The organism is Ligilactobacillus sp. Marseille-Q7487 (assembly GCF_949152225.1).
In the GTDB taxonomy this organism is placed as follows: Bacteria; Bacillota; Bacilli; order Lactobacillales; family Lactobacillaceae; genus Ligilactobacillus.
The window spans coordinates 927,284-940,177 of sequence record NZ_CASCJC010000001.1 but is presented as its reverse complement, the minus strand read 5'-3'; the positions used below and the strand labels follow the sequence as shown (position 1 = coordinate 940,177).

General features: G+C 36.5%; 11 protein-coding genes. All 11 read left to right on the top strand.

Annotated elements, in window-relative coordinates; genetic code table 11:
- Positions 1 to 42: 42 nt before the first annotated feature.
- The 11 genes from QM017_RS04700 to pyrE all read left to right on the top strand — a co-directional run bounded on the left by QM017_RS04700 (position 43) and on the right by pyrE (position 12,833).
- Complete coding sequence (locus QM017_RS04700; protein WP_282709003.1) at positions 43 to 1,701, top strand: formate--tetrahydrofolate ligase; 1,659 nt, start codon at positions 43 to 45, stop codon at positions 1,699 to 1,701.
- A gap of 104 nt (positions 1,702 to 1,805) precedes the next feature.
- Positions 1,806 to 2,249: a signal peptidase II gene (gene lspA, locus QM017_RS04695; RefSeq protein ID WP_282709561.1), complete on the top strand. Its 444-nt coding sequence runs from the start codon at positions 1,806 to 1,808 to the stop codon at positions 2,247 to 2,249.
- Positions 2,246 to 3,139, top strand: coding sequence for an RluA family pseudouridine synthase (locus tag QM017_RS04690; RefSeq protein ID WP_282709002.1), 894 nt, complete (start codon positions 2,246 to 2,248; stop codon positions 3,137 to 3,139). Before lspA ends, QM017_RS04690 begins: the two co-directional genes overlap by 4 nt.
- Positions 3,140 to 3,361: 222 nt before the next feature.
- Positions 3,362 to 3,892 (top strand): bifunctional pyr operon transcriptional regulator/uracil phosphoribosyltransferase PyrR, encoded by a 531-nt coding sequence (gene pyrR, locus QM017_RS04685; protein ID WP_178198113.1) that lies wholly within the window; start codon positions 3,362 to 3,364, stop codon positions 3,890 to 3,892.
- Between the two features lie 157 nt (positions 3,893 to 4,049).
- Positions 4,050 to 4,991, top strand: coding sequence for an aspartate carbamoyltransferase catalytic subunit (locus QM017_RS04680; protein ID WP_282709001.1), 942 nt, complete (start codon positions 4,050 to 4,052; stop codon positions 4,989 to 4,991).
- Positions 4,991 to 6,274, top strand: coding sequence for a dihydroorotase (locus tag QM017_RS04675; protein WP_178198111.1), 1,284 nt, complete (start codon positions 4,991 to 4,993; stop codon positions 6,272 to 6,274). Before QM017_RS04680 ends, QM017_RS04675 begins: the two co-directional genes overlap by 1 nt.
- Positions 6,274 to 7,359: a carbamoyl phosphate synthase small subunit gene (locus tag QM017_RS04670; RefSeq protein WP_282709000.1), complete on the top strand. Its 1,086-nt coding sequence runs from the start codon at positions 6,274 to 6,276 to the stop codon at positions 7,357 to 7,359. Before QM017_RS04675 ends, QM017_RS04670 begins: the two co-directional genes overlap by 1 nt.
- The gene (gene carB / locus QM017_RS04665) at positions 7,352 to 10,537 is read left to right on the top strand and encodes a carbamoyl-phosphate synthase large subunit (protein WP_282708999.1); all 3,186 of its coding nucleotides are present in this window, start codon (positions 7,352 to 7,354) and stop codon (positions 10,535 to 10,537) included. The genes QM017_RS04670 and carB overlap by 8 nt, the downstream gene beginning before the upstream one ends.
- A 25-nt stretch (positions 10,538 to 10,562) precedes the next feature.
- Positions 10,563 to 11,501, top strand: a complete 939-nt coding sequence (locus tag QM017_RS04660; RefSeq protein WP_282708998.1) for a dihydroorotate dehydrogenase — start codon at positions 10,563 to 10,565, stop codon at positions 11,499 to 11,501.
- Positions 11,494 to 12,210 (top strand): orotidine-5'-phosphate decarboxylase, encoded by a 717-nt coding sequence (gene pyrF, locus QM017_RS04655; RefSeq protein WP_282708997.1) that lies wholly within the window; start codon positions 11,494 to 11,496, stop codon positions 12,208 to 12,210. The genes QM017_RS04660 and pyrF overlap by 8 nt, the downstream gene beginning before the upstream one ends.
- A gap of 2 nt (positions 12,211 to 12,212) precedes the next feature.
- Positions 12,213 to 12,833, top strand: coding sequence for an orotate phosphoribosyltransferase (gene pyrE, locus QM017_RS04650; protein ID WP_282708996.1), 621 nt, complete (start codon positions 12,213 to 12,215; stop codon positions 12,831 to 12,833).
- Positions 12,834 to 12,894 lie beyond the last annotated feature (61 nt).

Below are 12,894 nucleotides of genomic sequence, written 5' to 3'. Positions count from 1 at the left end.
AAAGCTATAATATAGCTATCTTTTTTATCGGGAGGATGTTACATGAAAGACATTGAAATTGCACAACAAGCAACAATGAAGCCTATCACAGAAGTTGCACAATTTGTTGGACTAAATAATGATGAAATTGAGCAATATGGAGCATACAAAGCTAAGATTAAGCTTCCTTTGCACAAAACTAACAAAACCAAAGAGAAATTAATCCTTGTAACTGCTATCAATCCAACGCCTGCTGGTGAAGGTAAATCAACCGTAACTGTTGGGTTAGGTGATGCTTTTAAGCAATTAGACCAAAAAGTCATGATTTGTTTACGTGAGCCTTCATTAGGTCCTGTAATGGGAATGAAAGGGGGCGCAACTGGAGGTGGATTTGCACAAGTTGTGCCGATGGAAGATATTAATTTACATTTTACAGGAGATATGCATGCACTAACCGCTGCTAACAATACTTTATCAGCTTTAATCGACAATCATATCTATCAAGGAAACCAACTTCAAATCGACCAAAGAAGAATCATTTGGAAACGTGTATTAGATATTAATGACCGAGCATTACGCCATATTGTTGTTGGATTAGGTGGGGCTTTACAAGGTGTTCCGCGTGAAGATGGCTTTGATATTACTGTAGCATCCGAATTAATGGCCGTTTTATGTTTAGCAAGCGATATCGAGGATTTAAAAAAACGCATTGCTAGAATTGTAATTGGATATAATTTTGCTAAAGAGCCGATTACAGTAGCTGATTTAAATGCTACTGGTGCAGTTGCAGTATTGTTAAAAGACGCTTTAAAACCCAATCTTGTACAAACTCTCGAACATACTCCAGCTATTATTCATGGCGGACCATTTGCTAATATCGCTCATGGTTGTAACAGTGTTTTAGCAACTAAAACAGCCTTACAATTAGCAGATTATACGATTACTGAAGCTGGATTTGGAGCTGATTTAGGCGCCGAAAAATTCTTGGATATCAAGACGCCAGTCCTTGGTAAAACACCAGATACAATTGTCATTGTTGCAACAATTAGAGCGCTCAAAATGAACGGTGGTGTATCAAAAGAGCAATTAGATCAAGAAGATTTACAAGCTGTTATTAAAGGATACGCTAACTTACAACGACATATTAAGAATATGCAGCAATATAATGTTCCTGTTGTTGTTGCATTAAATCGTTTTAGCTCAGATACCTCTGCTGAATTAACAAAAGTTCAAGAACTTTGTAAAACAGATAACACAACGGCAATTATTGCTGATGTTTGGGCTAAAGGAGGGCAAGGAGCCTTAGAACTTGCAAAAAATGTGATGCAAGCGTGTGAGAAGACTCAAGACTTCAAACCACTCTATCAATCTGATGACTCTTTAGAAGAAAAGATTACTAAAATTGTTACCAATATTTATGGTGGTAGTGGTGTTGAATTTGCCCCTAAGGCTCAAAAACAATTAGTTGAATTTAAAAAAGTAGGTTGGGATAAATTGCCAGTGTGCATGGCTAAAACACAGTATTCATTTTCAGATGATGCTAAAAAAATTGGAGCACCAACTGACTTTAAGATTCATATTCGTGAATTTGTTCCAAAATTAGGAGCTGGGTTTATCGTTGCTTTAACAGGAAATATTTTAACGATGCCTGGTCTACCTAAAAAACCAGCAGCTGTATCTGTTGATTTAGCAACTGATGGAACTGTCCAAGGATTGTATTAAAAAAGAATGTCCCTATATTTTGGGGCATTCTTTTTTTGTTTGAACTAAGAGCTTTATGTTATAATTATTTGTATTATTTTACGGTTAAGAAAGGTGATAATATAATGCCGCTTTATTTTTTATTGATGTTTGCAATTGTTTTGTTAGATCAATTAGTAAAAATTTTAGTAGTAGCAAACATTCCATTAAATACTAGCATTCCATTTGTTCCTGGTATTTTATCTTTAGCTCATATTCGTAATTATGGCGCGGCTTGGAGTATGCTTATCGGACAACGTTGGTTTTTCCTTGTAATTTCCATTGTGGCTTTAGTTATCATGGCATATATGTTCAAAAAACTTTGGCATAATTGGCCTTACGCATTAGGATTATCCTTACTTATCGGAGGGACTGTTGGAAATTTGCTTGATCGCATTCGTTTAGGCTATGTTATTGACATGTTTGCTACCGATTTTATTAATTTCCCAATTTTTAACGTTGCTGATAGTGCGTTAACCATAGGGGTAATAATCATTTTAATTGCTATGTTAAAGGAAGATATCAAATGATTGCAGTAACAATTACTACACAAACAGGTAGATTAGATAAGGTTTTAGCACAAATTAAGCCAGAACTGTCTCGCTCACAAATTCAACAATTGATAACAGACGGGCAGATTACTGTTAATAAACAAACTGTTAAAACTAAATATCAAGTTCAACCAAATGATTATATTGAAATCAACATGCCACAACCAAAACAATTGGATCTTATAGCTGAAAACATCCCCTTAGATATCGTTTATGAAGACGATGATGTTTTGGTTGTCAATAAACCACAAGGAATGGTGGTTCATCCTTCTGCTGGGCATAGTGATAAGACTTTAGTTAATGCTTTATTGCATCATTGTCCATTATCAACGATTAACGGTACTTTTCGTCCGGGGATTGTTCATCGTATAGATAAGGATACATCAGGATTATTAATGGTTGCTAAAAACGATCACGCACATCAATCGTTGGCTCAACAGCTTAAAGACAAAACCAATATTCGTGAATATATTGCATTGGTTCATGGGAATATAAAAGAAGAATGTGCAACCATAGATGCTCCAATCGGCAGAAGTCCTAAGGATCGTAAAAAACAAGCTGTGGTTGCTAATGGAAAACCAGCTATCACACATATAGAAGTCTTACAACGTTATCAAGAATACACCTTAGTTAAATGCATTCTTGAAACAGGACGTACCCATCAAATTAGGGTCCATTTAAAATATATCGGGCATCCTTTGGCAGCTGATCCACTTTATGGTCCTAAAAAAACATTACTTGGGCAAGGCCAGTTCTTGCATGCTGCTAAATTGGGTTTTACTCATCCTAAGACTGGTGAGCTATTAGTTTTTGAAGCGCCTTTACCAGAATATTTTACCAACACCCTAGCTAAACTAGCATCACATTAAAATTAAGTTTGCCATGATACACTTGACAAAAGCTGTAAAATAAAGTAAATTATTCATAACAGAGATCCTTTAAAATTAGTCCTGTGAGGCTAAGAAGGCAGCGTCTTAATGAGCTCGGATCAAAGACAATTGTCTACCACTTAGTCTACATCTTGGATGTTTTGTTGACTAAGTGGTTTTTTGTTTTACAAAACATCTACTACTCGTCTAGGAGGAATAACTATGACAAAAGAAATTTATGATTCAATGGCAATGAAACGAGCTTTAACTCGGATTACCTATGAAATTATTGAAAAAAACAAGGGAATTGACAAACTTGTTTTAGTTGGGATTAAAACGCGTGGTGTTTATTTAGCTAAACGTATCGCCGCTCGCTTACAACAACTAGAAGGAGCAAATATCCCTGTCGGAGAATTAGATATTTCTTTGTACCGTGATGATCGTCAAGTTGGAAGCGAACCAATTGTTAAAACAGAACAATTAGGAATTGATATCAATGATAAACATGTTATCTTGGTCGATGACGTTTTGTTCACTGGTCGTACCATTCGTGCAGCCTTAGATGCATTAATGGATCAAGGCCGTCCTAAAAAGATTAATTTGGCTGTTTTAGTTGATCGCGGACATCGTGAATTACCAATTCGTGCAGATTTTGTTGGCAAAAATATTCCAACTTCTCTTGAAGAAGAAATAGCAGTTTATGTTGAAGAAATTGACAATAAAGATGGAATTGAATTAAAGAAAACCAAATAATTCAACCATTTAAATGACTCCAGAGAGAGCCAAAAGGGTTGTAACTTGTAGAGTATTTGCGTGCCTATTCAAGTTAACCATGGCAAAGGTCTGGATCAAAGATATTTGATTTAGACCTTTTTATTTTGTGATTTTATACTTAAGGAGATTTTTTTAAATGACAACAGTAAAATTACCTCATTTTGTAACTGTAAAAGATTTAACTAATGAACAAGTTTTAGACTTAATTGAACGTGCAGAATACTTCAAAAAAGGCGGTGCCGTTCCTAAATTCGATACACCAGTTTACGTTACGAATATGTTTTTTGAAGATTCGACTCGAACACATACTAGTTTTGAAATGGCAGAACGTAAATTAGGTTTAACAGTTATTCCTTTTGATCCACAACATAGTTCCGTTAATAAAGGGGAGACTCTTTATGATACGCTATTAACAATGAGTTCTATCGGAGTTAATCTTAGTGTTATTCGTCATTTTGAAAATGAATACTATAAAGACTTAATTACGTTACAACCTGACCAAAAGATGCAAATGGGGATCGTTAACGCTGGCGATGGAAGTGGTCAACATCCTTCTCAATGTATGTTAGATTTGATGACTATTCATGAACAGTTTGGTCATTTTGATGGCTTAAAGGTTGCTATTGTTGGCGATTTGACTAATTCAAGAGTTGCTCGTAGTAACATGCAATTATTGACCAAGTTAGGCGCACAAGTCTTCTTTTCCGGTCCAAAATATTGGTATTCTGAAGAATTTGATGCATATGGTCAATATTTATCAATGGATGAACTAGTAAAACAAGTAGATGTTATGATGCTTTTACGTGTACAACATGAAAGACATGCTGGTGATGAAAAAGATTTTTCTAAAGAAAGTTACCATGCTCAATACGGATTAAATAAGAAACGTTATGAAAAGCTTAAAGACGATGCAATTATCTTACATCCAGGTCCTATTAATCGCGGGGTTGAATTTGCTTCAGAATTAGTTGAAGCACCAAAATCACGCTTTGCAACTCAAATGCAAAATGGTGTTTTCATGCGCATGGCAATGCTTGAAGCAGTTATTGCCGGTAGAAAATTAGGAGGTAAAGCTTAATGGAAACATTAGTTAAAAACGGCTTAGTTTATCAAGCTGGAAAATTAACCAAAATGGACATTTTAATTGTTGACGGCAAAATCAAAGCTTTAGGGACTGATTTACCAAGCACAGCACAAACAAGAATCATTGATGTTCAAGATAAATTAGTTTCCCCGGGATTAGTTGACGTTCATGTTCATTATCGTGATCCAGGCTTTACCTATAAAGAAACTATTGAAAGTGGAAGTAAAGCAGCGGCTCATGGCGGTTATACAACAGTTTGTGCAATGCCTAACCTTGATCCGGTCCCAGATACACCAGCACAAATGCAAGTAATGGTCAAGCGCAATCAAGAAGACGGCGTTGTTCATGTAAAACAATTTTCTGCTATTACCAAAGGACTAAAAAGTGAAGAATTAGTTGATTATGCTGGTATGAAAGCAGCGGGTGCTTTTGCTTTTAGTAACGATGGAGTAGGCGTTCAAACTGCAGGAACAATGTATCAAGCAATGAAAGCTGCTAAAGAATTAAATATGGCAATTGTGGCCCACGTTGAAGATAACTCTTTATTATTTGGTGGAGTTATGAATGCAGGTAAACGTGCTAAAGAATTAGGTTTGCCTGGTATTTTAGGTATTAGCGAATCCTCACAAATTGCACGTGACTTGTTATTAGCCAAAGAAACAGGTGTACATTATCATGTTTGTCATGTGTCAACCAAAGAAAGCGTTGAGTTGATACGTATTGCTAAGGCTCATGGTATTAACGTGACTTGTGAAGTTTCACCACATCACCTTTTATTATGTGAAGATGATATTCCAGGAAACGATCCATATTATAAGATGAATCCACCGTTACGTAGCAGTGTCGATCATCAAGCACTGATTAAAGGCTTACTTGACGGTACAATCGATATGATTGCTACTGATCATGCACCACATTCAATCGATGAAAAAACCGGTGATATGCGTCATGCTGCTTTTGGAATTACCGGTAGTGAAACAGCCTTTAGTTTACTTTATACTAAATTTGTTAGAACAGGGATTTTTAAGCTTGAACAATTACTTGATTGGATGAGTATCAATCCAGCAGAGAAATTCAACATGTCAAAAGCGGGTATGATTATGCCTGGTAAACCAGCTGATCTTGCTATTTTTGATTTAGGTTTGGAAGAAGAAATTAAGGAAGAAAATTATTTATCTAAAGGGGTAAACACACCATTCACAGGGCAACATGTTTATGGTGTAACTTATATGACTCTAGTTGATGGCAAAATCGTATACCAAAAGGAGGAAAAATAGTGAAACGCTATTTAATTTTAGAAGACGGTAGTATCTTTGAAGGCCAAGCCTTTGGAGCAGATACAAGCACAACTGGTGAAGTTGTTTTTACTACCGGTATGACCGGCTACCAAGAAGCCGTAACCGATCAATCATTTGCTAACCAAATCTTGGTTTTTACTAATCCATTAATTGGTAATTACGGTGTTACTTTGGATGATTACGAATCAATTGAACCAAATTGTAAAGGTGTTGTTTGTCGTGAAGTTGCACGTGTATCGAGCAACTGGCGTCAACAAGATTCTTTTGATAATTTCTTAAAACAAATGAATATTCCTGGTATTAGTGGTATTGATACACGAAAATTAACTAAGATTTTACGTGTTCACGGCACAATGAAAGGGAGTTTATTAGATACATTACCTGACGATCATGCATTTGAACAATTACGTGCAACCGTGATTAATGACCAAGTTGTAGCTCAAGTTTCAACTAGCAAACCATATCCAAATCCAGGTAGTAAACGGAATATTGTTTTAGTCGACTATGGTGCAAAGCATAGTATTTTACGTGAACTTGCTAAACGTGATTGTAATACAATTGTTTTACCATATACTGCCACTGCACAAGACATCTTCAAATTACAACCAGATGGCGTGTTACTTTCAAATGGGCCTGGCGATCCTAAGACTGTTAAAAATGCAATTGCAATGGTGCAAGAAGTTCAACAAAAACTTCCATTGTTTGGTATTTGTTTAGGTCATCAAATCTTTGCCCTAGCTAATGGTGCAGACACTTATAAAATGAAATTTGGTCACCGTGGTTTTAACCATCCAGTACGTGAAATTGCTACTGGGCGAATTACCTTTACATCACAAAATCACGGATACGCAGTTGATCCTGATTCAGTTGATCCAGAAAACTTAATTATTACACACAAAGAAATTAACGATGGAACAGTAGAAGGCTTACGCCATAAAAAATATTCTGCTTTTTCAGTTCAATTCCATCCGGATGCAGCTCCCGGACCACATGATGCTGACGATCTCTTCGATGATTTTATGCACATGATTGATCAAAGAAAGGAAGATAAAGCTAATGCCTAAAAGAACGGATATTCATAAAATTATGGTGATTGGATCCGGCCCAATTATCATCGGCCAAGCTGCCGAATTTGACTACTCAGGAACCCAAGCCTGCATGGCTTTACGCGAAGAAGGCTATGAGGTTGTCTTAGTTAACTCAAACCCAGCAACAATCATGACAGATACAGAAGTAGCCGACAAAGTTTATATTGAACCTTTGACTGTAGATGCTGTTTCACGTATCTTACGTCAAGAATATCCGGATGCATTACTTCCAACTCTTGGAGGACAAATCGGTTTAAATCTTGCTATCGCTTTGTCAAAAACGGGTATCTTAGATGAATTAAACATTGAATTACTTGGAACTAAGTTAAACGCGATTGATCAAGCGGAAGATCGCGAACGTTTCAAGCAGTTAATGGAAGATTTAAACGAACCAGTACCTGCATCTAAAACCGTTAATACTGTTGCCGATGCTGTCGCATTTGCAGAAGAAATCGGTTATCCAGTCATCGTACGTCCTGCATTTACCATGGGCGGTACTGGTGGTGGAATGTGTGATAATCGCCAACAATTAGAAGAAATTGCGGCTAATGGATTAGAATTATCACCAGCTACACAATGTTTAATTGAAAAATCAATTGCCGGCTTTAAAGAAATCGAATACGAAGTAATGCGTGATTCGGCTAACAATGCGATGGTCGTATGTTCAATGGAAAACTTTGATCCAGTTGGTGTGCATACAGGGGATTCCATTGTTTTAGCTCCTACTCAAACACTTTCAGATCGTGAATATCAAATGTTGCGTGATTGTTCTTTAAAATTAATTCGCGCTTTAAAAATTGAAGGGGGCTGTAACGTTCAGTTAGCCTTAGATCCTAATAGTTTTGATTATTATGTCATCGAAGTTAACCCACGTGTTTCGCGTTCTTCAGCTTTAGCATCTAAAGCAACTGGTTATCCAATTGCTAAGATGGCAGCTAAAATTGCCGTGGGCTTGACACTTGATGAAATTATTAATCCTGTTACAGGGACAACTTATGCAGAATTTGAACCAGCTTTAGATTATGTTGTCGCTAAAATTCCACGTTGGCCATTTGACAAATTCTCAAAAGCAGATCGTACTTTAGGAAGTCAAATGAAAGCTACTGGTGAAGTTATGGCAATCGGTCGTAATGCACAAGAAGCTATTCAAAAAGCTATTCGCTCACTTGAAATTGATGAAAAAGATCTCTTTTCAGATGATGCACGTCAAGCAAGTGATGATCAATTAGAAGAAAAAATCATGCACGTTCAAGATGATAGAATCTTCTATTTAACAGAAGCTTTTCGTCGCGGGTACAGTCTACAAGAAATTCATGAGTTAACCAAGATTAACGTTTATTTCCTAGATTTACTCAAGCATATTACTGAACTTGAAGTACAAATTCGCCAAAATATTAACGATTTAGCCACTTTGAAGATGGCTAAACGCTATGGCTTTAGTGATTTAACAATCGGTAAACTTTGGAATCAAACAGAAGATCAAATTCGTCAATTGCGTAAAGACAATGGTATTATTCCTGTTTATAAAATGGTTGATACATGTGCAGCCGAGTTTGAATCCCATACACCATATTTTTACAGTTCATATGATGATGAAAACGAAAGCCTTCGTTCTGATAAACCATCTGTTTTAGTAATCGGTTCGGGTCCTATTCGAATCGGTCAAGGTGTTGAATTTGACTATGCAACTGTACACAGTGTTAAAGCTATCCAAAAAATGGGGTATGAAGCAATTGTCATGAATTCTAATCCAGAAACTGTTTCAACAGATTTCTCCATTTCAGATAAACTTTACTTTGAACCTTTAACATTAGAAGATGTTTTAAACGTAATCGAATTAGAACAACCAAAAGGAGTAATTGTTCAATTCGGGGGACAAACAGCAATTAACTTAGCTGCTGGATTACAAGCTCATGGCGTTAAGATTTTAGGTACAACTGTTGAAGATTTAGATCGCGCTGAAGACCGTGAATTGTTTGATCAAGTTATCAATGAATTAGGCTTAAAACAACCAATCGGTAAAACTGCTACTACACATGATGATGTTTTGAAGTGTGCTAAAGAAATCGGCTATCCTGTCTTAGTTCGTCCAAGTTATGTTTTAGGCGGACGTGCTATGGAAATTGTTTATAGCGATGCAGAATTAGAAGAATATTTAGCTCAAAATGCTCCTGCTGAAATCGATCATCCAATCCTTGTTGATGCTTATCTTGAAGGTATGGAATGCGAAGTTGACGCAATCTGCGATGGAACCGATGTTTTATTACCAGGTATCATGGAACATATTGAACATGCTGGGGTTCACTCTGGAGATTCGATGGCTGTTTATCCACCACAAAGTTTCGACCAAAGTGTCAAAGATCAAATCGTTGATGCTACTAAAAAATTAGCAGTGGCTTTGAAGTGTGTGGGGATTATGAATATTCAGTTTATCATTCATAAAAATGAAGCTTATGTTTTAGAAGTTAACCCACGTGCTAGTCGAACTGTTCCATTCTTAAGCAAGATTACTGGTATTGAAATGACACAGGTTGCAACTAAAGTTATCTTAGGCAAAACACTAAAAGAACTTGGTTATGAATCTGGCTTATTTGCAGAAAGTAAGACAGTCCATGTTAAAGCACCTGTCTTTTCATTTAGTAAATTAGCAGATGTTGATAGCTATCTTGGACCGGAAATGAAATCAACTGGGGAAGTAATGGGTAGTGATTATACCTATGAAAAAGCCTTGTATAAAGCTTTTGCCGGTGCTAATATGAAATTACCTGATGATGGCAGTGTTTTGTTAACAATTGAAAATACTGATAAAGAAGTTGTTTTACCATTAGCAAAACGTTTTGCTAAGATTGGTTATCGTATCTTAGCAACTAAGGGTACAACCAAATTCTTACGTGAACACGGTTTACATGTAATTCCAGTTAACAAAATCGGTCAAACCGATGAGCGTTTTGAAGATATTTTGCATGTTTTAACATCTGATAGTGTTGATTTGGTAATTAATACTATGGGACATGATTTAGAACAAACCTCTGATGGTTTTGTCATTCGTCAAACTGCAATCGAACATAATATTCCATTGTTAACATCACTTAATACAGCAGATGCCTTACTTAAAGCTTTGGAAAACCGTTCTTTTGCAACAGATTCACTTTAAACTAATTTTTTAGGAGGTTAGCTCAATGTCGCCTGAGCGTCTAGCTGTTAAATTACCTGGACTTGATTTAAAAAATCCAATTATGCCTGCCAGTGGGACCTTTGGATTTGGAGATATTCCAAGTGCTAATAAATTCGATTTTAATGAATTAGGAGCCCTAATCGTAAAAACAACTACTTTAGAGGCGCGTGACGGAAATCCGGATCCTAAAATTGCTATTATTGATAACGGCGTCTTGAATGCGGTTGGTCTACAAAATCCTGGAGTTGATGTAGTTGTTAGTGAAAAACTACCAGCTTTAAAGAAAAAATATCCAACATTACCTTTGATTGGCAGTGTTGGCGGATCTACCGAACAAGATTATATTGAAGTAGCTAAAAAACTTTGTCAAAGCGGATTGGTTGATGCTTTAGAATTAAACATCTCCTGTCCGAATGTACACGAAGGCGGAATGGCTTTTGGTACCGTACCAGAGGTGGCTAAAAGCTTAACTAAAAAGGTTAAAGAAGTAGCCACAGTTCCTGTTTATGTTAAACTTTCACCAAATGTAACAGATATCGTTAAGATTGCTAAAGCAGTTGAAGAAGGTGGAGCTGATGGTTTAACCATGATTAACACACTTTTAGGCATGCATATCGATATCAAAACAAGAAAGCCTGTTTTAGGTAATGTAATGGGTGGTTTTTCTGGACGTAGTATTAAGCCTGTGGCAATTCGCATGATTTATCAAGTGGCTAAAGAAGTTAATATCCCAATTATTGGTGTTGGTGGAATTGAAAGCCCTGAAGATATTATTGAAATGTTTTTAGCCGGAGCTAGTGCAGTTCAAGTTGGGACAGCTCATTTTAAAGACTGGCTAGCATGTCCTAAATTAGCTGCTAAACTTCCTGAAATTATGGATGAATTACAAATTGAAAGTTTAGAAAAACTTCGTCAAGAAGTCAAGGAGGCCCATCATGGATAAGATTTCACGTCCAATCATAGCATTAGACTTTCCAAAACGCTCTATTGCTATGGAATTTTTAAATAAATTTCCTAAAGAAGAAAAGCTTTTCGTTAAAGTCGGAATGGAATTATTTTACAGTGAAGGACAACGCTTGGTTGAAGAAATTAAAGAAGCAGGCCATGACATTTTTCTTGACTTAAAATGCCATGATATTCCTAATACAGTATATAGTGCAATGCGTGTTTTGGGTCGCTTAGGGGTTGACTTAACAACTGTTCATGCAGCTGGTGGTAAAGAAATGATGCAAGCAGCCAAAGAAGGTCTTTTGGATGGTTCTGGGGGTAAGAATCTTGCTAAAATTATTGCTATTACCCAATTAACTTCTACTAGTCCAGAAATGGTGAAAAATGAACAATTAATTTCTGCTAGTTTAGAAGAAAGTGTGCGTAATTATGCAAAATTAGCTCAAAGTGCTGGATTAGATGGAATTGTTTGTTCTGCTCATGAAGCTAGCGACATTTTAGCTGCTACTTCTCCAGAATTTTTACGAGTTACACCAGGAATCCGTTTAGCTGGTGGCGATGTTGGTGATCAAAAACGTGTAATGACACCAGATCAAGCTGCTAAAAATCACGCTAGTGGCATTGTTGTTGGTCGTGCAATTACTAAAGCCAAAGATCCAATTGCTGCTTATAATTTAGTTAAACAACTATGGGAGGAAAATTAAGCATGAAACAAGTTGCTAAAGATTTATTAAATATTAAAGCTGTCAAATTATCACCTGAAGAACCATTCACATGGGCTAGTGGTATTAAAAGTCCTATTTATTGTGACAATCGTTTGACTATCAGCTATCCGGAAATCAGAACACGAATTGCTAAAGGTATTGCTGCTTTAATCAAAGAACAATATCCAGATGCACAAGTGATTGCAGGAACTGCTACGGCAGGAATTCCACATGCAGCTTGGGTTGCTGAAGAATTAAACTTACCTATGATTTACGTTCGTTCAAAACCAAAAGATCATGGCCGTGGAAAACAAATTGAAGGTGTCTTAGCTCCAGGAGCAAAGACTGTTGTTATCGATGATTTACTTTCAACAGGTGGTAGTGTATTAAAAGCCGTTTCAGCTGCTAAAAACGAAGGGGCTGACGTTGTTGGAGTTTGTGCTATCTTTAGTTATCAACTTCCTTCTATCGAAGCTAACTTTAAACAATCCGGGGTTAGCTTTAGTACTTTAACTAACTATGGTGAACTAATTGAGGCTGCTGTTGAAGAAAACTACGTAAGTCCTGACCAACGCGAACTATTGCATAAATGGCGTGAAGATCCAGAAAACTGGTTAAGCTAGACTGTTTTTTCAAGTGAATTACTCTTTTTAGTGAGTGATTCACTTTTTTATTGATTAATTT

Coding starts and splice junctions, on each gene's coding strand:
- QM017_RS04700 (WP_282709003.1), top strand. CDS start 43: ATGAAAGACATTGAAATTGCACAACAAGCAACAATGAAGCCTATCACA.
- lspA (WP_282709561.1), top strand. CDS start 1,806: ATGCCGCTTTATTTTTTATTGATGTTTGCAATTGTTTTGTTAGATCAA.
- QM017_RS04690 (WP_282709002.1), top strand. CDS start 2,246: ATGATTGCAGTAACAATTACTACACAAACAGGTAGATTAGATAAGGTT.
- pyrR (WP_178198113.1), top strand. CDS start 3,362: ATGACAAAAGAAATTTATGATTCAATGGCAATGAAACGAGCTTTAACT.
- QM017_RS04680 (WP_282709001.1), top strand. CDS start 4,050: ATGACAACAGTAAAATTACCTCATTTTGTAACTGTAAAAGATTTAACT.
- QM017_RS04675 (WP_178198111.1), top strand. CDS start 4,991: ATGGAAACATTAGTTAAAAACGGCTTAGTTTATCAAGCTGGAAAATTA.
- carB (WP_282708999.1), top strand. CDS start 7,352: ATGCCTAAAAGAACGGATATTCATAAAATTATGGTGATTGGATCCGGC.
- QM017_RS04660 (WP_282708998.1), top strand. CDS start 10,563: ATGTCGCCTGAGCGTCTAGCTGTTAAATTACCTGGACTTGATTTAAAA.
- pyrF (WP_282708997.1), top strand. CDS start 11,494: ATGGATAAGATTTCACGTCCAATCATAGCATTAGACTTTCCAAAACGC.
- pyrE (WP_282708996.1), top strand. CDS start 12,213: ATGAAACAAGTTGCTAAAGATTTATTAAATATTAAAGCTGTCAAATTA.